The organism is Stenotrophomonas sp. PAMC25021, from assembly GCF_004795795.1.
Taxonomy (GTDB): domain Bacteria; phylum Pseudomonadota; class Gammaproteobacteria; order Xanthomonadales; family Xanthomonadaceae; genus Stenotrophomonas; species Stenotrophomonas muris.
In genome coordinates this window covers 452,989-475,050 of record NZ_CP039255.1, presented here as the reverse complement: position 1 = coordinate 475,050, position 22,062 = coordinate 452,989, and the positions used below count along the sequence as shown (strand labels likewise).

Annotated in this window: 21 protein-coding genes; 12 read left to right on the top strand and 9 right to left on the bottom strand. The window is 67.6% G+C overall.

Annotated features, from left to right (window positions below):
- The first annotated feature begins 123 nt into the window (after positions 1–123).
- The 7 genes from E5790_RS02350 to E5790_RS02320 all read left to right on the top strand — a co-directional run bounded on the left by E5790_RS02350 (position 124) and on the right by E5790_RS02320 (position 8,022).
- Positions 124–885, top strand: a complete 762-nt coding sequence (locus E5790_RS02350; RefSeq protein ID WP_136191674.1) for a gamma-glutamyl-gamma-aminobutyrate hydrolase family protein — start codon at positions 124–126, stop codon at positions 883–885.
- Positions 882–2,279 (top strand): glutamine synthetase family protein, encoded by a 1,398-nt coding sequence (locus E5790_RS02345; protein ID WP_046429791.1) that lies wholly within the window; start codon positions 882–884, stop codon positions 2,277–2,279. Before E5790_RS02350 ends, E5790_RS02345 begins: the two co-directional genes overlap by 4 nt.
- 92 nt (positions 2,280–2,371) lie before the next feature.
- A complete protein-coding gene (locus E5790_RS02340) occupies positions 2,372–3,481 on the top strand; it encodes a polyamine ABC transporter substrate-binding protein (RefSeq protein WP_014646565.1) in 1,110 nt (369 codons plus the stop codon).
- 188 nt (positions 3,482–3,669) lie between these two features.
- A complete protein-coding gene (gene potA, locus E5790_RS02335; protein ID WP_014646566.1) occupies positions 3,670–4,806 on the top strand; it encodes a polyamine ABC transporter ATP-binding protein in 1,137 nt (378 codons plus the stop codon).
- On the top strand, positions 4,803–5,735 hold the full coding sequence (locus E5790_RS02330; RefSeq protein ID WP_014646567.1) for an ABC transporter permease subunit: 933 nt from the start codon (positions 4,803–4,805) through the stop codon (positions 5,733–5,735). The genes potA and E5790_RS02330 overlap by 4 nt, the downstream gene beginning before the upstream one ends.
- A complete protein-coding gene (locus tag E5790_RS02325) occupies positions 5,732–6,574 on the top strand; it encodes an ABC transporter permease subunit (protein ID WP_005415928.1) in 843 nt (280 codons plus the stop codon). The genes E5790_RS02330 and E5790_RS02325 overlap by 4 nt, the downstream gene beginning before the upstream one ends.
- 83 nt (positions 6,575–6,657) lie before the next feature.
- Complete coding sequence (locus E5790_RS02320; protein ID WP_136191673.1) at positions 6,658–8,022, top strand: NAD-dependent succinate-semialdehyde dehydrogenase; 1,365 nt, start codon at positions 6,658–6,660, stop codon at positions 8,020–8,022.
- A gap of 166 nt (positions 8,023–8,188) precedes the next feature.
- Here the strand turns inward: E5790_RS02320 and E5790_RS02315 are convergent, their stop codons facing one another.
- The 7 genes from E5790_RS02315 to E5790_RS02285 all read right to left on the bottom strand — a co-directional run bounded on the left by E5790_RS02315 (position 8,189) and on the right by E5790_RS02285 (position 14,185).
- Entirely contained in the window at positions 8,189–9,211 is a 1,023-nt protein-coding gene (locus tag E5790_RS02315; RefSeq protein ID WP_014646569.1) for a magnesium and cobalt transport protein CorA, read from the bottom strand.
- 6 nt (positions 9,212–9,217) lie between these two features.
- Positions 9,218–10,477: a DUF4105 domain-containing protein gene (locus E5790_RS02310; protein ID WP_111205943.1), complete on the bottom strand. Its 1,260-nt coding sequence runs from the start codon at positions 10,475–10,477 to the stop codon at positions 9,218–9,220.
- Complete coding sequence (locus E5790_RS02305) at positions 10,474–11,355, bottom strand: transporter associated domain-containing protein (protein ID WP_014036584.1); 882 nt, start codon at positions 11,353–11,355, stop codon at positions 10,474–10,476. The genes E5790_RS02310 and E5790_RS02305 overlap by 4 nt, the downstream gene beginning before the upstream one ends.
- 64 nt (positions 11,356–11,419) lie before the next feature.
- Positions 11,420–11,986: a hypothetical protein gene (locus tag E5790_RS02300; RefSeq protein WP_014646571.1), complete on the bottom strand. Its 567-nt coding sequence runs from the start codon at positions 11,984–11,986 to the stop codon at positions 11,420–11,422.
- Between the two features lie 77 nt (positions 11,987–12,063).
- Positions 12,064–12,639, bottom strand: coding sequence for a hypothetical protein (locus tag E5790_RS02295; RefSeq protein ID WP_227863814.1), 576 nt, complete (start codon positions 12,637–12,639; stop codon positions 12,064–12,066).
- A gap of 77 nt (positions 12,640–12,716) precedes the next feature.
- Positions 12,717–13,202 (bottom strand): rRNA maturation RNase YbeY, encoded by a 486-nt coding sequence (gene ybeY, locus E5790_RS02290; protein ID WP_014036587.1) that lies wholly within the window; start codon positions 13,200–13,202, stop codon positions 12,717–12,719.
- Positions 13,199–14,185, bottom strand: a complete 987-nt coding sequence (locus E5790_RS02285; RefSeq protein WP_032960924.1) for a PhoH family protein — start codon at positions 14,183–14,185, stop codon at positions 13,199–13,201. The genes ybeY and E5790_RS02285 overlap by 4 nt, the downstream gene beginning before the upstream one ends.
- A gap of 524 nt (positions 14,186–14,709) precedes the next feature.
- On the opposite strand from E5790_RS02285, the gene E5790_RS02280 reads away from it, so the two are divergent.
- From E5790_RS02280 to E5790_RS02270, 3 genes are read left to right on the top strand one after another with little or no spacing between them, the layout of a single operon-like run.
- Complete coding sequence (locus E5790_RS02280) at positions 14,710–15,666, top strand: HlyD family efflux transporter periplasmic adaptor subunit (protein WP_111205945.1); 957 nt, start codon at positions 14,710–14,712, stop codon at positions 15,664–15,666.
- A 20-nt stretch (positions 15,667–15,686) separates the two neighbouring features.
- Positions 15,687–16,610 (top strand): ABC transporter ATP-binding protein, encoded by a 924-nt coding sequence (locus tag E5790_RS02275; RefSeq protein ID WP_111205946.1) that lies wholly within the window; start codon positions 15,687–15,689, stop codon positions 16,608–16,610.
- On the top strand, positions 16,607–17,719 hold the full coding sequence (locus E5790_RS02270; RefSeq protein WP_032960915.1) for an ABC transporter permease: 1,113 nt from the start codon (positions 16,607–16,609) through the stop codon (positions 17,717–17,719). Before E5790_RS02275 ends, E5790_RS02270 begins: the two co-directional genes overlap by 4 nt.
- A gap of 88 nt (positions 17,720–17,807) precedes the next feature.
- On the opposite strand, the gene miaB is transcribed toward E5790_RS02270, so the two are convergent.
- Complete coding sequence (gene miaB, locus E5790_RS02265) at positions 17,808–19,226, bottom strand: tRNA (N6-isopentenyl adenosine(37)-C2)-methylthiotransferase MiaB (RefSeq protein WP_111205947.1); 1,419 nt, start codon at positions 19,224–19,226, stop codon at positions 17,808–17,810.
- Between the two features lie 187 nt (positions 19,227–19,413).
- Positions 19,414–20,031 (bottom strand): glutathione S-transferase, encoded by a 618-nt coding sequence (locus tag E5790_RS02260; protein ID WP_014646578.1) that lies wholly within the window; start codon positions 20,029–20,031, stop codon positions 19,414–19,416.
- An 80-nt stretch (positions 20,032–20,111) separates the two neighbouring features.
- Here E5790_RS02260 and E5790_RS02255 point away from each other — a divergent pair, with 80 nt between their 5' ends.
- Together E5790_RS02255 and E5790_RS02250 are read left to right on the top strand one after the other, a co-directional pair.
- Positions 20,112–21,080 (top strand): WYL domain-containing protein, encoded by a 969-nt coding sequence (locus tag E5790_RS02255; protein ID WP_014646579.1) that lies wholly within the window; start codon positions 20,112–20,114, stop codon positions 21,078–21,080.
- A 46-nt stretch (positions 21,081–21,126) separates the two neighbouring features.
- Complete coding sequence (locus tag E5790_RS02250) at positions 21,127–22,032, top strand: lytic transglycosylase domain-containing protein (protein WP_111205949.1); 906 nt, start codon at positions 21,127–21,129, stop codon at positions 22,030–22,032.
- Positions 22,033–22,062 lie beyond the last annotated feature (30 nt).

Sequence of the window (22,062 nt, the reverse complement as noted above, 5' to 3'; positions counted from 1 at the left end):
GGCAGGTCGATCGGCGTTCACCCCGGTAGTTTCGCCGATGCGTGACGGCTGTGGTGTGACGGCACCGACTTGCCGGCTTCGCCGGGCGACGGGTAACGTGTCGGCACGCCAAGGAGTTTTCCCATGCGCCGCCTGCCCTGGGTGGGCCTGCCCACCGACAGCACCGTGCTCGGCCATCACCGTTTCGCGGTGGCCGGCGAGAAGTACGTGCGCGCGCTGGCCGAGGCGGCCGAGGTGACTCCGGTAGTGTTGCCGAGCCTGCAGCCACCGCTGCCGGCCGGCGACTGGCTGCAGGGGCTGGATGGCCTGCTGCTGACCGGCGCGGTCAGCAATATCGAACCGCAGCACTACGAAGGTGGCCGCAGCTGGCCAGGCAATCCACATGACCCGGCCCGCGATGCCAATGCCTTTGCGTTGCTGCACGAGGCACTGGCGCTGGACCTGCCGGTGCTGGCGATCTGCCGCGGCTTCCAGGAGTTGAACGTCGCGCTGGGCGGCAGCCTGCATCCGCAGGTGCACGCGGTGCCTGGCCTGGCCGACCATCGCGAAGAACCGCAGGCGCCGGTGGAGGTGCAGTATGGGCCGGCGCACGCGGTCACGCTGGCCGCCGATGGCTGGCTGGCGCAGTGGCACGGCAGTGGCCGCGCGCAGGTCAATTCGGTACACGGGCAGGGTGTCGCCCGCCTGGCGCAGGGGCTGCAGGTCGAGGCCGTGGCCGACGATGGGCTGGTCGAAGCGGCACGCAGCCTGCACCATCGTTTCGTGCTCGGCGTACAGTGGCACCCGGAGTGGCGTGTCATGCAGGCGCCGTTCTATCACGCTATTTTCCGTGCGTTCGGCCAGGTTTGCCGGCAGCACCAACAGAACCGACTGGATTCCCGATGAGTTCCCGAACGCGCCCGCGCAAGACGGCCACGCCCCCCGCACCGCAGGAAAGCACGCTGCTGCGCTGGCTGAAGGAGCGGCGCATCACCGAGGTGGAATGCCTGGTGCCGGACATCACCGGAAACGCGCGCGGCAAGATCATTCCCGCCGACAAGTTCTCGCACGACTACGGCACGCGCCTGCCTGAGGGCATCTTCGCCACCACCGTCACCGGCGAGTTCCCTGACGATTATTACGAGCTGACCTCGCCGTCGGACTCGGACATGATGCTGCGCCCCGATCCGGACACGGTGCGCATGGTGCCGTGGGCGGCCGACGCCACCGCGCAGGTCATCCACGATTGCTACACCAAGAGCGGTGAGCCGCACGAACTGGCGCCGCGCAACGTGCTGCGCCGCGTGCTGGCAGCCTACGCCGAGCTGGGCCTGCGCCCGGTGGTGGCGCCGGAACTGGAGTTCTTCCTGGTGCAGAAGAACACCGACCCGGACTTCCCGCTGCTGCCACCGGCCGGCCGCTCCGGGCGCCCGGAGACCGCGCGGCAGTCGTACTCGATCGATGCGGTCAACGAGTTCGACCCGATCCTCGACCTGATGTACGACTACGCCGATGCGATGAAGCTGGACGTGGACACGCTGATCCACGAGTCCGGCGCGGCGCAGCTGGAGGTCAACTTCACTCATGCCGATGCGATGGACCTGGCCGACCAGGTGTTCCTGTTCAAGCGCACCATGCGCGAAGCGGCGATGCGCCACGGGGTGTATGCCACGTTCCTGGCCAAGCCGATGGAAAACGAGCCGGGCAGTGCCATGCACATCCACCAGAGCCTGGTGCGGGTGAGCGATGGCAGCAACGTGTTCGCTGGCGAGACCGATGCCGAGGGCGAGTTCAGCCCGGTGTTCGGCCACTACCTGGGCGGCCTGCAGAAGTACGCACCGCAGGCGATGGCGTTCTTCGCGCCGAACGTGAACTCTTACCGCCGGCTGGTGTTCGGCGAAGTCTCGCCGAGCAACGTCCACTGGGGCTTCGACAACCGCACCTGCGGCCTGCGCGTGCCGCTGGATACGCCGGAGAACATGCGCGTGGAGAGCCGTTTCGCCGGGTCCGATGCCAATCCCTACCTGGCGATGGCCGCGACCCTGGCCTGCGGCCTGCTGGGCATCCGCGAGCGGCTGGCACCGGATGCGCCGGTGACCGGCAGCGCCAAGGAACTGGGCTACGACCTGCCGCGCTCGCTGGGCGAGGCGCTGGACGGGCTGGAGCGGTGCAGCGAGCTGCAGGCCCTGCTGGGTGAGCGCTTCTGCCGGGCCTACATCTCGGTCAAGCGCAAGGAATACGAGACCTTTTTCCGCGTCATCAGCTCGTGGGAGCGCGAGTTCCTGCTGCTGAACGTCTGAGCATCCGGAATAGAAAAATCCGCCGCCGGGGGGTAGGCTGGCACCCGTCGCCGGCCCCGCCGGCCCCCCCTTCCCGCATTCTGGAGCACCCGATGAAGCTGCGTATCCTCACGCTCGGCCTGGCCTCCGCCATGCTCGCCGCCTGTGGCGGTGGCAATGGCGGCGCGCAGGACAGCCAGGTCCTGAACGTCTACAACTACAGCGATTACATCGCCGAGGACACCATTCCGACCTTCGAGAAGGAGAGCGGGATCAAGGTGACCTACGATGTGTTCGACAGTGACGAGATGGTCGAGACCAAACTGCTGGCCGGCAACAGCGGCTATGACGTGGTGGTGCCGACCCTGAACTTCTTCGGTCGCCAGATCCAGGCCGGTGTGTTCCTGCCGCTGGACAAGAGCAAGATCCCGAACCTGGCCAACCTCGATCCGGCGGTGATGAAGCGCATCGCCACCCAGGACCCGGGCAACCAGTACGGCGTGCCGTACATGATCGGCACCACCGGCATCGGCTACAACGTGGACATGCTGAAGCAGCGCTTCGGCGGCAGCGCCGACATCGCCAACAGCTGGGACCTGGTGTTCAAGCCGGAGAACATCAGCAAGATGAAGGACTGCGGCGTGACCATCCTGGACACGCCAGCGGACATGATCCCGATCGCACTGCATTACCTGGGCCTGGACCCGCACAGCGGCGACCCGGCCGAGCTGCAGAAGGCCGCCGACCTGCTGAAGTCGATCCGCCCGTACGTGCAGAACTTCCACTCCTCGCAGTACGTGGGTTCGCTGGCCAACGGTGGTACCTGCCTGGTGGTCGGCTGGTCGGGTGACATCATCCAGGCCCGCGACCGCGCCGAGGAAGCCAGCAATGGCGTGCACGTGGCCTATTCGATCCCGAAGGAAGGCGCACCGCAGTGGTTCGACATGCTGGCGATCCCGAAGGACGCCAAGCATCCGGAAGCCGCGTACGCCTTCATCAACTACCTGCTGCAGCCGAAGGTTGCCGCGGCCAACACCAACTTCATCCACTACGCAAACCCGGTGCCGACCGCGACCCCGCTGGTGGACGAGGCGATCCGTACCGACCCGACCATCTACCCGCCGGCCGACGTGGCCGAGAAGATGTTCACCTACTCGATCAACACGCCGGAGACCGACAAGCTCTACACCCGGCTGTGGACCGAGGTGAAGACCGGGCGCTAAGGGCTGGCTGGCAGGTGGGTGCCGACCGTTGGTCGGCATGCTTTTCCGGCAGGGCCGACCAACGGTCGGCCCCCACCAGATCTGCAGATCCCCCCGGCCCGGTGGTGCCACCCGTTGCCGTCATATCCCCTGCAGCCCCCGGCCGTTAGAATGGCGGCCGCTGTCCACCGCCCGCTCCCGGAGCCCCCATGCCCGTTGAAGCCCAGCCGGTAGCCGCCGTCGTCGACACGACCGGTGCGCCCGGCTATCTCTCCATTCGTGACCTGCGCAAGGAATTCGACGGTTTCGTCGCCGTCGACGACGTCAATCTGGACGTGCGCAAGGGCGAGATCTTTGCCCTGCTCGGAGGCTCCGGCAGCGGCAAATCGACCCTGCTGCGCTGCCTGGGCGGCTTCGAGACGCCCACCAAGGGCAGCATCACCGTCGATGGCCAGCGCCTGGACGCGCTGCCGCCGTACCAGCGGCCGGTCAACATGATGTTCCAGTCCTATGCGCTGTTCCCGCACATGACGGTGGAGCAGAACATTGCCTTCGGCCTGAAGCAGGATGGCCTGGGCAAGGACGCGATCAGCAAGCGCGTCGGCGAGATGCTCGACCTGGTGCAGATGGGCCACCTGGGCAAGCGCAAGCCGCACCAGCTGTCCGGTGGCCAGCAGCAGCGCGTGGCGCTGGCGCGGTCGCTGGCCAAGGGGCCGAAGCTGCTGCTGCTGGACGAGCCGATGGGCGCACTGGACAAGAAGCTGCGCTCGCAGATGCAGCTGGAACTGGTCAGCATCATCGAGTCGTCGGGCGTGACCTGCGTGATGGTCACCCACGACCAGGAAGAAGCGATGACCATGGCTACCCGCATCGCGGTGATGGATGCCGGCTGGATCCAGCAGGTCGGCAAGCCGGACGAGGTCTACGAGCAGCCGGCCAACCGCTTCGTCGCCGAGTTCATCGGTTCGGTCAACCTGTTTGACGGGGTGATCGACGAGGACCTGCCCGAGTACGTGACCGTGCGCTCGCCGCTGTTCCCGGCACCGATCTACATCGCCCATGGCATCACCTGTTACGAAGGGCAGCCGGTCGCATTCGCGCTGCGCCCGGAAAAGGTGATGATCGGCAAGGACGAGCCGGAAGGGCACACCAACAAAGCGCAGGGCGTGATCGAGGACATCGCCTATTTCGGCAGCCATTCGGTCTACCACGTGCGGCTGCCCAGCGGCGCCAAGGTGCTGGCCAACTTCGCCAACTCGCAGCGCTGGGCCAGCGACGGCCTGACCTGGGGTGACAGCGTATGGGTGCACTGGCGTGACAACGACGGCGTGGTGCTGACCTCATGAGCGTCGCCGGCCTGAAGCGCTGGCTGCCGGGGCTGCGTGCCACGGTGATCGGCATTCCGTACCTGTGGCTGCTGCTGTTCTTCGCAGTGCCGTTCCTGATCGTGCTGATGATCAGCTTCTCGCTCAGCCGGGTCGGCTCGCCGCCGTATACCTGGCTGCTGCAGTACGCCGACGGCGGCTTCTCGCTGAAGCTGAACCTGGAGAACTACCTGGCGCTGTTCCGCGATTCGATCTATGCGCAGGCGTTCCTGAGCTCGATCAAGATCGCGGCGATCTCCACCTTCTTCACCCTGCTGATCGGCTATCCGATGGCCTATGCCATCGCGCGCCTGTCGCCGGCCGCACGCAATGTGGCGATGATGCTGGTGGTGCTGCCGTCGTGGACCTCGTTCCTGATCCGCGTGTATGCGTGGAAGGCAATCCTGGACCGCAATGGCCTGCTTGACCAGTTCCTGCAGTTCACTGGCCTGCAGACGCTGATGACGTCGATGGGGCTGCCGAAACTGCAGCTGATCGATACGCCGACCGCCGCCTATATCGGCATCGTCTACTGCTACCTGCCGTTCATGGTGCTGCCGCTGTACGCCAACCTGGTCAAGCATGACCACCGCCTGCTGGAAGCGGCCTACGACCTCGGCGCCAAGCCGTGGCAGGCGTTCCTGCGCATCACGTTGCCGCTGTCGAAGGCCGGCATCATCGCCGGCTGCATGCTGGTGATGATCCCGGCGGTGGGTGAGTTCGTGATCCCGGAAATGCTCGGTGGTTCGGAGACGCTGATGGTCGGCCGCCAGCTGTGGAACGAGTTCTTCAACAACCGCAACTGGCCGGGCGCTTCGGCGATGGCGGTGGCGATGATCCTGTTGCTGCTGGTGCCAATCCTGCTGTTCAACCGTTCCCAGCAGCGCCTGCTGGAAGGGAAGCAGGCATGAGCCCGCGTACCGCCAAGGGCCTGGGGCTGGGCGTGCTGCTGCTCGGCTTCGCCTTCCTGTACCTGCCGATCCTGTTGTTGATGTTCTACTCGTTCAACAGCTCGCGGCTGGCGATGGTCTGGGCCGGGTTCTCCACCCGCGCCTACAGCGACCTGTTCGCCGACCGCGCGCTGATGGACGCGATGTGGACCAGCCTGGTGGTGGCGTTCTGGACCGCCTGTACCGCCACCGTGCTGGGTACGCTGGCGGCGATGGTGATGACCCGCTTCAAGCGATTCCGTGGCAAGCCACTGTTCGGCGCGCTGGTGACCGCGCCGCTGGTGATGCCGGACGTGATCCTGGGCTTCTCGCTGATGGCGCTGCTGGCATCGATGGGCGCGATTCCCGGCTTCCCGGCGCGTGGCCTGGCCACCATCTGGATCGCGCACGTGACCTTCACCCTCTGCTTCGTCACCGTGGTGGTGTCCTCGCGCCTGCAGGAAATGGACCTGTCGCTGGAAGAAGCGGCGATGGACCTGGGCGCCAGCCGGTTGACCGTGTTCACCCGCATCACCCTGCCCATCATCGCGCCGGCGCTGGTGGCGGGTTGGCTGCTGGCCTTCACCCTGTCGCTGGATGACGTGGTGGTGGCCAGCTTCGTGGCCACGCCGGGCTCGACCACGCTGCCGATGAAGGTGTTCGCTTCGGTGCGCATGGGCATCAGTCCGAAGATCAACGCGTTGGCCACGCTGCTGGTGTCGGCGGTGTCGATCGCTGCGGTGATCGGCTGGTACATCAACGCCCGCGCCGAGAAGCGGCGCCAGCGCGACCTGCAGCTGGCGCGGCAGGACAACGGCTGAGTACACGGCCTGTCGACAGTGCCGGCAACATCCGGCTCACGGACAGCGGCGCACAATGGGGGTCTTCCAGATGGAGATCCCCCATGACCGTCGAGATCATCGACCCGGCCACCGGCCAGGTGACCTACCGCCATGAACTGATGGGCGCTGCTGACATCGAGCAGCGCCTGCAGGCTGCCGCCGATGCCTTCCCCGGCTGGGCCGATCGCTCGCTGCAGGATCGCGGTGCCGTCCTTCGCCAGATCGCCGCGCAGCTGCGCACGCGTCGCGACGACCTGCAGCAGGCGATGACCCATGAGATGGGCAAGCTCAAGGCCGAGTCGCTGGCCGAGGTCGACAAGTGCGCTGCCGCCTGCGAGTACTACGCCGACCACGCGGCCGACTATCTCAAGCCGCAGCTGATCGATACCGAAGCCCAGCGCAGCTACGTGCGTTACGAGCCGATCGGCTGCGTGTTCGCGGTGATGCCATGGAATTTCCCGGTCTGGCAGGTGTTCCGTTTCCTGGCCCCGGCGTTCATGGCTGGCAACGTGGCCCTGCTCAAGCACGCCAGCAACGTGCCGCAGTGCGCCGACCTGATCCTGGCGGTGTGTCGTGACGGAGGCCTGCCTGAGGGCGTGTTCGACGTGCTGCACATCGACAACGACCAGGCTGCCGAGGTGCTGCGCGACGCACGGGTGAAGGCGGTGACGCTGACCGGCAGCGAACGGGCAGGGCGCTCGATCGCCTCCAATGCCGGCAGCCAGCTGAAGAAGTCGGTGATGGAGCTGGGTGGCAGCGATGCCTTCGTGGTACTCGACGATGCCGACCTCGACAAGGCCGTGGCGGCGGCGGTGAAGTCGCGTTTCGACAACAGCGGGCAGACCTGCATTGCGGCCAAGCGCTTCATCGTGGTCGATGCGGTGGCCGATGACTTCACCCGAAGCTTCGTTGAAGCCGCGGGCCAGCGCCAGTATGGCGATCCCAGTGAGCGTGGCACCACGCTGGCGCCGATGGCCCGTGCCGATCTGCGCGACGAACTGCACAAGCAGGTGCAGGCCAGCGTCGCCAAGGGCGCGCGCGTTCTGGTCGGCGGCGAGCCCATTGCCGGCACCCATGCGGGCTATCCGGCGACCGTGCTCGATCAGGTCGGCCCAGGCATGCCTGCCTACGACGAGGAGCTGTTCGGGCCGGTGGCTGCGGTGATCCGGGTCAAGGATGAGGCCGAGGCGCTGCGCGTGGCCAACGACACCCGCTTCGGCCTGGGCGGCAGCGTGTGGACGCGCGACCCGGTGCGCGGCGAAGCCTTCGCGCAGCGCATGGAATGCGGCGCCGCGTTCGTCAACGCCATCGTCAAGAGCGACGCTCGGCTGCCGTTCGGTGGCAGCAAGCAGTCCGGCTTCGGCCGGGAGCTGGCCGACCACGGCATCCACGAGTTCATGAACATCAAGACCGTCTACGTGGCTTGATGCCGAACGGTAGTGCCGGCCACTGGCCGGCATTGCCCTGGTTGCCGGCCAGCGGCCGGCACTACCAGAAGCGGGGCATGTGCCACGACCAACGGTCGCGGCCTACCGGATTGCTGGGTATCGACACCCCCGTGCATGGTGCGTATCGACCGTTGGTCGATACGCGCTACAACCACTTCGCGCGCTTGAACAACCGGTACAGGCCCACGCACACACCGCCCACGCCGACAATCATCAGCGGATACGACCACGGCTGGCTCAGCTCGGGCATGTGGCTGAAGTTCATGCCGTACCAGCTGGTGATCAGCGTCGGCGCTGCCAGTAGTGCGGCCCATGCACCCAGGCGCTTGACCGTCTCGCCCTGCGCCAGCGTCACCAGCGACAGGTTCACGCTCAGTGCGGTGCCCAGCATCTCGCGCAGGGTGTCGATCACATCGCTGATGCGTACCGCGTGGTCATGCACGTCGCGCACGTAGAGCTTCACTTCATCGGGAATCAGGTCACCCTGGTAGCGGCGCAGCTGCGCCAGCACATCCTGCAGCGGTGCCACCGCCATCCGCATCTTGTTCAGTTCGCGCTTGAGCTCGTAAAGCCGTACCACCGTGCTGCGCTTGTAGCTGTCGGCAAAGATGTCCTTTTCCAGCAGGTCCAGGGTGTCGCGGAAGCGGTGCACGATCGGCAGGTAGTTGTCGACCACGAAGTCGGTCACCGCGTACAGGCAGTACGACGGGCCCATCTTCAGCAGCTGCGGTTCACGCTCGACCCGTGCACGCACCGGGGCGTAGGACAGCGAGGCGCCGTGGCGCACCGTAACCAGGAAACGCGGGCCGAGGAAGGCGTGGGTTTCGCCGTACTGGATGCGTTCGTCCACCATCTGCGCGGTGGTCACCACCACGAACAGCGAATTGCCGTAGGTCTCGACCTTGGGCCGCTGGTGCGCATTGCGCGCGTCCTCGATGGCCAGGTCGTGCAGGCAGAACTCTTCCTGCAGTTTCAGCAGCACATCGTCGTTGGGGTCGTACAGGCCGACCCAGACGAAGCCGTTGCCACTGGCAATGACATCGCTGATGGCATCCAGGCTGATGTCGTGGCGTTTGCCGTCGTCATCGTAGTGGACGCAGTTGATGACGCAGGCGGGATTGGCCGAGGCAGGGGCGGAAGCGGAGGCGGGCAATGACATGCCCGCCATCGTGCGTCAGTGCCGTGTTTCGGACAAGTGAGGACGGCGCCCCAGTACCCATGCCAGCGCGACGTGGACGGGCAGCAGAAGCACGATCCACTGCACGTTGTACTGCGCCTGCAGGCTCAGCCAGTGCAGCACCAGCGCCGCCACGGCCTGCACCGCCAGCAGCCACAGCACGACCCTGAACATGCGGCCCGGCGCGCGCCGGCGCAGCAGCGCGATCGCGCCTGGCAGCAACAGCACGGCCAGTGGCGAAAGCAGCAGCAGGTTGCGGTTGGCCCAGGCGGCGTAGTGGGTGCTGAAGCCCCACAGGAACACCAGCAGGCTGCCGGCGATGGCACACAGCAGCCAGAACGGCAGGGCCAGCCCGGCCAGCAGGCGCGGGCGGTTGCGCAGCGCCAGCACGCCGCCGGCCACGACCAGCCCAAGCAGCAGCCACGGCCACCAGCGGCGTGCGAATTCCTTCGGCTCCGGGTCGATGCGGTGCGGCAGCAGTTCCTGTTCGGACTGCACCAGCGGCCGGCCATCGCTGTTGCGCGCCTGGCGCAGCGCATCGGCCAGGCGCATCGGCACGAAGGCTTCCTGCCAGCGCGACAGCGGCTGGTCGGCGAACGGCCCGAGGCCGACATCGAAGCCCAGCCACATCCATGGTGCCGGCGAGGCCAGGCGCACCGATTCACTGCGGTAGGTATTGCCGCGCGAGCGCCCCGACAGCTGCGACTGCAGGCCGCCACCCAGCGCCTTGTCCACCGTGTCGCGTACCATCGTGGCGCAGTTGGCGGTGTAGTAGTCGTAGTGGTAGCGCGCGTTTTCCGGCTTGGCCCGCTCGGCCAGGTCGGCGGCCAGTGCACGTGCCTGCTCCGGGCGCAGGTCCAGCCACTGCACGCTGGCGCCACGGCCGGTCTCGTCGTAGTACGACAGATCCTGCTGCAGCGGCAGCGCCACCAGGTAGTACATCATGTCGCCGCGCACGAAGCGGCTGATGAAGTCGTCCTCGGACGGATCGAAGTAGCCGAAGTTGTACGAGGTCGCTTCGCCACTGAGCGGATCGATCACGACGATGGCGTCATGGCCGAAGCGCTCGAAGAACACGGTGCCCGGCTGCATGGTCACCACCCCGATGCGCGGGGCGGGAGCCTCGGCGCTGGTGGCGGGTGCAGCAGGTTCGGGTGCCGCCGGCTGCGCGAAGGCGGCCAGCGGCAGGGCCGTGGCCAGCACGCACAGTGCCAGCCACAGCCTCAGGCGCAGTGCCAGGAGGGAGCCGCGCTTCAAGCGTCGTCCTGCGCGTCCGGCGGCAGCACGGTCACGTGGAAGGCCTGGACCCGGCGCGCATCGGCGCGGGCCACGCGGAACATGAAGCGGTCCAACGCCAGCTCGTCACCGACTTCCGGCAGGTGGCCCACGGCCTCGGTGACCAGGCCACCGATGGTGTCGTAGTCCTCGTCGGAGAAGGTAGCGCCGAAGCGTTCGTTGAAGTCGCCGATCGGGGTCAGCGCGTCGACCACGTACTGGCCGTCGGACTGGATGGCGATCTGCGCCGACGGATCCTCGGCCTCGTCATGCTCGTCGTCGATCTCGCCGACGATCTGTTCCAGCACGTCCTCGATGGTGACCAGGCCGGCGACACCGCCGTACTCGTCGACCACGATGGCCATGTGGTTGCGTGACAGGCGGAATTCCTTCAGCAGCACGTTGAGCTTCTTCGCCTCCGGGATCAGCACTGCCGGGCGCAGCAGCTCGCGCACGTTGGCCGGGCCGTTGTCGGCGACCACGCCGCGCAGCAGGTCCTTGGCCAGCAGGATGCCAAGGATGTCGTCCTTGTTCTCGCCGTGCACCGGGAAGCGCGAATGGCCGGATTCGACCACCTGCTTCATCAGTTCCAGGAAGGGCGCTTCGACCGGCAGCGAAACCATCTGCGAGCGCGAGATCATCACGTCGCCCACGGTCAGCTCGGCCACCGAAATGGCGCCTTCCATCATCTTCAGGGTATCGGCGGCGATCAGGCCCTCTTCCTGCGCGGTGTGCAGGACAGCGACCAGCTCGTCGCGGGTATGGGGTTCGCCGGAGAAGGCGGAGGTCAGGCGTTCAAGCCAGCCGCGCTTCTTTTCACTGGGCTCCTGTGCGGAGCTACTACTGTCGTCTTCTGACATCTCTGGAAAAAGGGCACCCGGCAAGCCGGGCGTTGGCCCAAGTCTAGCAGGATGTGGCGGCCTGTCAGTGACCGTCGCTGCCCGGTCCGGTGATCGGCGGCGGGGCCAGTTCAGGCCGGGCGGGGGCTTCTTCCTCGGGCAGGTCCAGGCTGTAGGTGCAGCCGGCCAGGGTTTTGCCGGGATGGGAGGCCACGGTGGAGACGCTGAGGATGATCGACTCGATCCGGGCCTCGCCGGTCTTCGGATCGGTCACGTCGCGGCTGACCAGCTCGCGGCCGGCCATGAACTTGCCGTCCTGGTCGTAGCCGGTCTCCAGCCCCAGCTGCCTGGCCAGCGGCCGCGGATCGGCCTGGTCGAGGATCGCCATGACGCTGGACCCGGCCACGGCGACCCGTTCGGTGCGGGCGCCGAACACGCTGATCGGCTGGGCCAGCCGGTACTCGCTCATGAACTGGTTGCCCTGCGGCAGCGGCTGCAGGCCGTGGGCGACGGCTTTCAGTGGATCAGCCAGCAGGGGCGCCAACGCGGCCTGCTCGGCCACGCCCTGGCGGCATTCAATCAGGGCCGGCAGGTCCAGGGCAGCGGCCGGGGCGGACACGGCGAGCAGCAGGGGCAGGGCAATACGCAGCACGGGCACGGGATCCGCAACGGGAGGCAGGCCGGTGATCGTACCGGTCCCGGCCAGCCATCGCGAGCGCCCCAAGGCAATCAGGGCGGATACCGGCGCGTGGTCGCAGGGTACCAGCGCAGCCTGACCGGATAGCCCAGTTGCACCTGCAGGTGATCGCGCACGGCCGCCGCCGTCGCGCGGTTGGCCGGGGTATCGCGCAGCTCAACCTCCAGTTCCCCGGTCGTGACATCCAGGCTATAGCCGAACAGGTCGGGCAGCTGGGCCAGCAGCCAGTCCCGCTGTGCGTGCAGGCGGCGCTGCATCTCCGCTTCGGTCATCGCGGCGCCGGTGATGTAGCGCACGCGTTGCGGGCCATCCGCCCCTGGATGTGTCTCATCGGCCGCGGGTGCTGGGCCAGTCAGTCGAACGACGACGTTCCAACCTGCCGCGTTGTCCACCCAGATTCCGGCGAGGCGTGCCGCGTGGCGCGCTTTCAAACGTTCCATCAATGCGTGCTGCTGCGCCTCGGCGACCGCCTGACGCGCCGTCTGTTGGCTGACGTCAAAGAACGCCTGCACCTCGGCGACCTTGGCGGCAATGTCGGCGGCGCTGTCGCTGGCCGGGAACGGCGACGGTCGTTCCCGACCGGGGTCGATGCCCGGGGCAGTGGTCACCTGCAGAAGAGCGGCGATGAGTGCGGGCAGCAGCGCGATGGGCGCGTCCTCCGTGAAGATCCCGGTGTGCGTGGGCCTCAGCGCTCGCCGGCGTAGGGGTCGGCGATGCCGAGCTCGGCCAGGATCTCGCGCTCCAGCTGTTCCATGGCGTCGGCTTCCTTGTCGTCCTCGTGGTCCCAGCCGAGCAGGTGCAGCACGCCGTGCACGGTCAGGTGTGCGTAGTGGGCGTTGAGCGCCTTGCCCTGTTCATCGGCCTCGCGGGCCACCACCGGTGCGCAGATCACCAGGTCGCCCAGCAGCGGAAACTTCACGCCCTTGGGCAGCCCTTCGGGCACTTCGGCCGGGAAGCTGAGCACGTTGGTCGCGTAATCCTTGCCGCGATAATGGCGGTTCAGTGACTGCCCTTCCTTGGCATCGACCACGCGGATGGCCAGGTCGGCCTCGCGGATGCGGCCTTTCAGCGCAGCAGCCACCCACTTGCGGAAGCTGACCGCCGCCGGCAGGCCGGTGCGCGGCAGGGCATAACTGACGGCGACGTCCAGTCGCACGGGACCACGGGTCATGGAGTTGCTCCAGGTTGGATCTGATGCAGGTCACGGCGATCGTAGGCGCTGACGATGCGCGCCACCAGCGGGTGGCGGACCACGTCGCGCGACTCGAAGAAGGTGAAGCTGACGCCCTCGACCTCGCGCAGCACGTCGATGGCATCGCGCAGGCCGGACTTCACGTGCTTGGGGAGATCGGTCTGGGTCAGGTCGCCGGTGACCACGGCGGTGGAACCGTAGCCGAGGCGGGTCAGGAACATCTTCATCTGCTCGATGGTGGTGTTCTGTGCTTCGTCCAGGATCACGAAGGCATCGTTGAGCGTGCGGCCACGCATGTAGGCCAGCGGCGCGATTTCGATGACGTTCTTTTCCAGCAGCTTGACCACCTTCTCCACGCCCATCATCTCGTAGAGGGCGTCGTACAGCGGTCGCAGGTAGGGGTCGACCTTCTGGCTCAGGTCACCGGGCAGGAAGCCCAGCTTCTCGCCGGCCTCCACCGCCGGGCGCACCAGGATCAGGCGCTGCACCCGTGATTCGTTCAGCGCTTCGACCGCGCTGGCCACGGCCAGGAAGGTCTTGCCGGTGCCGGCCGGGCCGATGCCGAAGTTGATGTCATGCGTGGCGATCTGGTGCAGGTAGCGGCCCTGGTTGGCACCGCGGCCGCGCACCGTGCCGCGCTTGACCTTGATCGCCACCTCCTGCGCTTCGTAGGAGCGTTCGGCGATCTGCTCGACGTTGGCCTGCGCCAGGCGCAGGTGGATGGCGTGGTTGTCGAAGGTGGTTTCGCCGGCTTCGGCGTACAGCGCTTCAACCAGCTTCTGCGCCTCGACGATGGCTTCGTTGGGCCCGCTGATGCGGAACACGAAACCGCGGTTGGCGATCTCCACGCCGAGCTTCAGCTCGATCTGGCGCAGGTGCCCATCGAAGGGGCCGCACAGGTTGGCCAGCCGCTCGGTGTCTTCCGGCGACAGGGTGAAGTCTCGATGTTCGATGCTTTTCATTGCCTTGGGTGGGGCGGAAGCCTTCCACCGCAGTGTATTCAGGGAGGACAAGGGTAGCGCGCGCAGCGGGCGCGCGGCCAGCACGGGGTCGATACATGCTTTTCCACACCCGGTGTGGACGGGGGCTGCGGAAACCTGTGGATAGACCTCTACAGTGCTTGTGCCACAAGCGTCATGAGGGGGTGGTGAAAAAATCGTCACGGACCCGGGCGTGCCGGCACCCGCAGGACGGGCGGACCGGGAGGGAGGGCACGTCGCAGCGCGTGGCCGAGAACTTCCCGGGCACGCCGGCGTTCTTCGTGATCGCAGCGCAGGTTCCGCTGCCAGGCGAGCAACAGGATGCCGTGTTGCCGGTTTTCCACACCGGTTGTGGAATGATGCCGAATCAACCTGTGGATAGGTGGCGCGGAGCCTTGCAGCCAAAGGCTCGCCAACGCGTGGTGAAAAAACCGTCAGGGCTGATCGTAATCATAGAGGGTGCACGGGGCGGATGGCACCGTGGCGCCGTCGCAGGAGGGGATGGCATGGGCATCGGCAATGGGATGCGTGGAATCGGATTGGTGGGTATCGGCCTGCTGGCCGGGTGTGGGCAGGCGCCGCCTGCAGCGCTCGGCACGCTGGAGTGGGACCGGATCACGGTGCCGGCGCCGGCGGCCGAAGTGATCGCCACGGTGGAGGTACGCGAGGGGCAGCAGGTCAAGGCCGGAGCAGTGCTGATGCAGCTCGACCCCGCCCGCGGCGACGCGCAGTTCGCCGCGGCGCAGGCCGACACGGTGCGCGCGCAGGCCCAGTTGGAAGAACTGAAGATCGGCCCGCGCCAGGAACAGATCGCGCAGGCCCAGGCGCAGCTGGCCGCGTTGCGCGCGCAGTCTGCTGAAGCCACGGCCTACTACCGTCGGGTGCAACCGCTGGCACGCCAGCGCCTGATCGCCGCCTCCGAGCTGGACCGTGCACGGGCGGCTGCCGGCAGTGCCGAGGCCAGCGTGCGGGCCGCCGAGCAGGCCTGGCTGGAACTGGTGCACGGCAGCCGCGCGCAGGACATCGCCCAGGGCCAGGCGGCCGCCGATGCCGCGCAGGCGCAGCAGGTGGTGCAGGGCGTCAACCTGCAGAAGCTGCAGCTGCGCGCGCCGCGCGATGGTGTTGTCGATGCCCTGCCTTACCGGCAGGGTGACCAGGCGCCGATCGGGGCGCCACTGGCGGTGATGCTGGTCGGCGAGCGCCCCTATGCACGCGTCTACCTGCCGCAGCCGCTGCGCCTGCAGGTCAAGGTCGGGCAGGCTGCGCAGGTGCAGCTGGAAGACGGCAGCACCGTGCTGAAGGGGCACGTGCGCTCAATCCGCAGCGAGCCCTCGTTCACCCCGTACTACGCACTGACCGGTGATGACGTCGAGCGCCTGAGCTATCTGGCCGAGATCGAAGTGGACACGGCCACCGACATGCAGAAGCTTCCGGCCGGACTGCCGGTGCAGGTGCGCTTCTGAACACCGGCGACGACATCGCGGTGCATGCGCAGGGCTTGACCCGCCGCTTCGGCGATCTTCTGGCCGTGGACAATGTCGACCTGACCGTGCCGCGCGGGCAGGTGTACGGCTTCCTGGGGCCCAATGGATCCGGAAAGTCGACCACCATCCGCATGCTGTGCGGCCTGCTGGAACCGAGCGCTGGGCAGATCCAGGTGCTGGGGCTGGCGGTTCCCGAGCAGGCCGAAGCACTGCGCCGGCGCATCGGCTACATGACCCAGCGCTTCTCGTTGTATGAGGACCTGTCGGTGCGCGAGAACCTGGAATTCCTCGCCGCCATCCAGGATCTGCCACGCGCGCAGGCCCGGCAGCGGGTCGACGAGCTGCTGGAGCAGTACCATCTCCTGGACCGTCAGCCACAACTGGCCGGAACCCTCAGCGGTGGCCAGAAGCAGCGCCTCGCCCTGGCCGGCGCCGTCGTGCACGCGCCCGAGCTGCTGTTCCTGGACGAGCCGACCAGCGCGGTCGATCCGGAATCGCGCCGTGATTTCTGGGAAGCCCTGTTTGAACTTGCCAACGCCGGTACCACCGTGCTGGTGTCGACCCACTACATGGACGAGGCCGAGCGCTGCCACCGGCTGGCAATCCTGGACCGTGGTGCGCTGGTCGCCGATGGCACGCCGGCTGAGCTGTGCGCACGGCTGGACGGCCGCACGTTGCAGGTCACGTCGTCGCAGCCGCGGCAGGCCAGCCGCGCACTGTCTGAGCTGCCCGGTGTGCTGAGCGTGGCGCAGATCGGCACCCAGCTGCGCGTGCTGTGCAATGAGGGCGCAGCGGACGTCGCAGTGCTGGCCCGTGCACTTGCCAACGCTGACCCGCAGGCCCGTATCCAGACGGTGGCGCCGAACCTGGAAGATGTGTTCGTGGCCGCCACCCGTGGCCGCGGCCGGGAGCCGGCGGGATGAACCTGCGCCGGCTGTGGGCGATCATGCTCAAGGAGCTGCGGCAGCTGCGCCGCGACCGCATCACGCTGGCGATGATCGTTGGCATTCCGGTGATGCAGCTGTTGCTGTTCGGCTATGCGATCAACCTCAACCTGCGTCATCTCGATGCGGGTGTCGCCGATCAGGCCAACAGCGCCGCTTCGCGCGCGCTGGTGCAGGACATGGTGGCCACCGGCGTGATCACGCCGCGCAGCGAAGCCTACACGCCTGCCCAGCTGATGCAGGCGCTGCGCCGTGGCGAGATCAGTGTCGGCATCGTGGTGCCGGCCGACTTCGAGCGTCGCCGCTTCGATGGACGCGAGGCGGTGCAGGTGCTGGTCGATGGCAGCGACACCGTGGTGCAGAGCGCGGCGATCCAGCTGGCGCAGGTGCCGCTGGACACGCGCCCGACCAGCAACACCCGTCCCCTGCGCGAAGGCAGCATCGCCAGTGGTCCGGTCAGCGTGACCAGCTTCTACAACCCGCAGCGGCGCTCGGCGGTGAACATCGTACCGGGCCTGATCGGGGTGATCCTGACCATGACCCTGGTGATGTTCACGGCGGTAGCGGTGGTGCGCGAACGCGAGCGCGGCAACATGGAACTGCTGATCGCCACGCCGGTGTCGCGCAGCGAGCTGATGGTCGGCAAGGTGCTGCCCTATGCGGCCATCGGCCTGCTGCAGACCACGCTGGTGCTGGTGCTGGGCACCTGGCTGTTCCAGGTACCCATTCGCGGCAGCCTGCTGGACATCTATCTGGCCGCGGTGCTGCTGGTGCTGGCCAACCTGGCGCTGGGCCTGCTGATCTCCACGCGTGCGCGCTCGCAGTTCCAGGCGATGCAGATGACGCTGTTCCTGTTCCTGCCGTCGATCCTGCTGTCGGGCTTCATGTTCCCGTTCGCTGGCATGCCGCGGCCGGTGCAGTGGCTGGCCGAGGTGCTGCCGCTGACCCACTTCCTGCGCCTGGTGCGCGGCATCATGCTGCGCGGCGCCTCGTTGTGGGAGCTGTGGCACGACGCGCTGGCGCTGCTGGCCTTCATCGTGGTGATGATGACCCTGGCCATCCTGCGTTTCCGCAAGCGCCTGGATTGAAGGCAGGGGGTCGGATCCCCGCAGGGGCTCCGACCCCAATTTATCGGGCCGGCGGGTCGGAGCCCCTTTGGGGCTCCGACCCGAAGATTCATTCCGTCACCACCCGCGCGCGCAGCGAATTGGTCAGCGCTTCGGTGATCACCACATCCACGAACTGGCCGATCAGGCGCGCCGGCGCCGGGAAGTTCACCGAACGCATGTTCTCGGTCTTGCCGGTCAGCTCGTTCGGGTTCTTGCGCGAGGGCCCTTCCACCAGCACGGTCTGCACGGTGCCGACCATCTTCTCGGAAATGCCGGCGGCATGCGCATTGATGCGCTCCTGCAGGCGCGACAGGCGCGCGTGCTTCTCGGCATCGCTGATCGTGTCCTCCAGGTCCGCGGCCGGCGTGCCGGGGCGGCGTGAATAGATGAAGGAGAAGCTGTGGTCGAAGCCGATGTCCTCGATCAGCTTCATGGTCTTCTCGAAATCGGCGTCGGTCTCGCCGGGGAAGCCGACGATGAAGTCCGAGCTGATCGAGATGTCCGGGCGCACCGCCCGCAGCTTGCGGATCTTCGACTTGAACTCCAGCGCGGTGTAGCCGCGTTTCATCGCCGACAGCACGCGGTCGCTGCCGGCCTGTACCGGCAGGTGCAGGAAGTTGGCCAGCTGTGGCACGTCACGGAACGCATCGATCAGCGAATCGCTGAACTCCAGCGGATGCGAGGTGGTGAAGCGGATGCGGCCGACGCCATCGATCTCGGCGATGGTGCGGATCAGCAGGCCGAGGTCGGCGAACTCACCGTCACCATAGGGCCCGCGATACGCGTTGACGTTCTGCCCGAGCAGGTTGATCTCGCGCACGCCCTGTGCGGCCAGCTGCGCCACCTCCACCACCACGTCCTCGAACGGGCGGCTGACTTCGGTGCCGCGGGTGTAGGGCACCACGCAGAACGAACAGTACTTGGAACAGCCTTCCATGATCGACACGAATGCCGAGGGTCCTTCGGCGCGCGGCTCGGGCAGGCGATCGAATTTCTCGATCTCGGGGAAGCTGATGTCGACCTGCGGGCGCTTCTGTTCGCGGCGTGCGCGGATCAGCTCCGGCAGCCGGTGCAGGGTCTGCGGGCCGAACACCAGGTCGACGAACGGCGCACGCTTGATGATCGCTTCGCCTTCCTGCGAGGCGACGCAGCCGCCGACGCCGATGATGACTTCACGGCCCTTGTTCTTCAGCCCCTTCCACACGCCCAGCTGGCTGAACACCTTCTCCTGCGCCTTCTCGCGGATGGAGCAGGTGTTGACCAGGATGACGTCGGCGTCGTCCGGGCTGTCGGTCAGTTCCAGGCCATCGCTGGCGGCAAGCACGTCGGCCATCTTGGCCGAGTCGTACTCGTTCATCTGGCAACCGTGGGTCTTGATGTACAGCTTGCCTTTCACCTGGTCGGGCTTGCGCGGACCAGCGGGCAGGGCAACGAGGGGGGTACCGCCCGGTGTGGTGGGCGGAAAGACGTCTGGCGTCCCGGTCATGGCGCTTAATCCATTCGGGTGGCGGGAAAGCGGGTAATTCTACCCGCATCCCGCGCCAGCCGCCGCGCCCGTGCAACCGAGCCCATGCCCAGCGTGGCCATCACTGTAGAGCCGAGCCCGTGCTCGGCTACCTTTGCAAGGCGGAGGAGCAGCCGAGCGTGGGCTCGGCTCTACAAGGGGCCGCTGCTTACGCCGCCAGCTCCGCATCGATCTGCCGCGAACGGTCGAAGGCGGTCATCGCGCTCATCCGTGCGATGTAATCGGCCGTGGCCGGCGCGGGCTGCACCAGGCCGAAGGCCGTGGTCCAGGCCAGCGCATTGCCCCACAGCACGTCGGCGGCGCTCATCGTCTCGCCGAGCAGGTAGGGGCCCTGCGCCAGCTGGGCCTCGATCACCTGCAGCACGGTCTCGGCGTCGTTGTACGGCGACATCAGGCGCGGCGGCGGCTCGCGGTGCATCGCCTTGTCGATCATCGCCGGCTCGAAACAGGCGCCATAGAAGGCCATCCAGCGCAGGTAGGGCCCGCGCAGGGCGTCGCCGATCGGCGGTGCCAGGCCGGCCTCCGGATACAGGTCGGCCAGGTACAGATAGATCGCCACCTGCTCGGTCACCAGCGCACCGTTGTGGACGATCGCCGGCACCTTGCCCATCGGGTTGATGGCCAGGTAGGCCGGGGCCAGGTTGGCGCCCGCCTTCAGGTCCAGCACCTGCATGCGGTAGTCGGCACCCAGTGCTTCGAGCAGGGCCACGGCGCCGCTCGAGCGGGAACGGGCGGCGTGGTACAGGGTGATCTGGCGTGAATTCATGGCATTGCTCCTTGCGGTGGGTGGTGAACTGGAGGCCATCCTGGGGCACTATTGCGGACGACTTCTGTCCTCGATCCTTCATGCGCCATACCGCCCATCGACTGCTGCGCCTGATCGCCCTGCTGCAGGCCCGTCGCCAGTGGTCCGGGGCCGAGCTCGCCGAGCGCATGGGCGTGGACCGGCGCAGCATCCGCCGTGACGTCGAGCGCCTGCGCGAGCTGGGTTATCCGGTCCGGGCCTCGTCCGGGGTTGGCGGCGGCTACCAGCTGGGGGCAGGGGCGCCGGTGCTGCCGATGCTGCTGGACGAGGAGGAGGCGACTACCCTGGCCATCGCCCTGCGCGCGGCCTCTGCGACCGTCGCCGGCATCGACGACACCGCGCGCGGCCTGTTGTCCAAGCTCGATCCGCTGGTGCCGACCCGTCGCCGCCAGCAGGCCGGCGAGGTGCATGCCGCCACCGCCACCCTGTCCGACCTTCCGTCCACCGACGCACGCCTGCTTGGGCAGCTGGCCCAGCACTGCCGGCAGGCGTCACGGCTGGCCTTCGAATACCGCAGTGCCCAGGAAGCGGTGACCCAGCGCGAGGTCGAGGCGCAGCACCTGGTCAACTACGGGCGGCGCTGGTACCTGCTGGCCTGGGACCTGGGCCGGCAGGACTGGCGCACCCTGCGCGTGGACCGGATGGGCGCGGTGCGCGAATGCGCCGAGCCGGGCATGCACCGCCGTACGCCCGCACCGCCGGATGTGATGGTGCGGCAGGCGGTCAGCCAGGCCCCGTTCGCCCTGCAGGCCATCGTCCGCCTGGCCGGCAGCCGCGCCGAGCTGGAAGGCCGCATCCCGCCCTGGTGTGGTGTGCTGGAGGACGATGGGCCCGACCATTGCCTGCTGCGCATGGGCGCCGAGAGCCGCGGCATGATGCTGGCGCAGATCCTCAGCCTGGACCGGGTGCCGGTGGCGGTGTGGACCACGCCGCCGGGCCTGCGCGATGAACTGGCACAGCGCCTGGCCGGATTGGGGCAGGTGCTGGCTGTGCCGCCCGTCACAGGCTGAGCCGCGTCGCTTGGCAAGCCCCGGCGAAGCTGGGACACTCGCCGGCATGAAGGGGATACTGGGGACAACGGCGATCATCATCGCTGCGCTGACCGCTGCGCCGGCCAGCGCGGGCACCCTGTTCAAGTGCCAGGGCGCCGACGGGGTCACCAGCTATGTCAGCAAGCGCCTGGCCGGGGCCCGCTGCAGCGCCATCAGCTACAGCCGCGACCTCCGCCCGGCACCGCGCCCGGTGGTGGCCGCGCCGAAGCCGGCGCCGACCACCGTGGCCAGCATCGAGCGCAACCCGGTGGCGGTGGCGGCCAGCGCTGCGACGCCGGCGGCTGCGCCAGCCGCCGTACCCGCGCCCCCGGTTGCCTCGCGCAGCGGGCGCATGGTCAGCGGCCAGGTCTATTCCTTCATGAAGGACGGCGTGCGCCACTACACCAGTGCGCGCCCGACCCAGGTCGCCAACCTCGGCCCGGTGCGCACCATCCGGTACAGTTTCATGGAGCGCTGCTACGCCTGTGGCGTCAACCCGCGCGTGGACTTCGGTTCGGTGCGGTTGAACACCACCGCGTTCCAGACCGAGATCAGCTCGGCCGCGCGCGAGTTCGGCGTCGACGAAGCCGTGGTGCGCGCCATCATCCACGCCGAGTCGGCCTACAACCCGACCGCGCTCAGCCGCGCCGGCGCGCAGGGCCTGATGCAGCTGATGCCGCCAACCGCGGCCCGTTTCGGAGTCAGCGATTCCTACGATGCCGGGCAGAACATCCGCGGTGGCGTGCAGTATCTTGCGTGGTTGTTGAAGCGTTTCAATGGCGACCTGACCCTGGCCGCGGCTGGCTACAACGCGGGCGAAGGCGCGGTTGACCGCCACGGTGGCGTGCCGCCCTACAGCGAGACCCAGTACTACGTGCGCCGGGTCGGGCAGCTGGCCGAGCGTTACCGCACCGCATTGACGCACCAGTAGTGCCGGCCGCTGGCCGGCAACCTTGGGCAA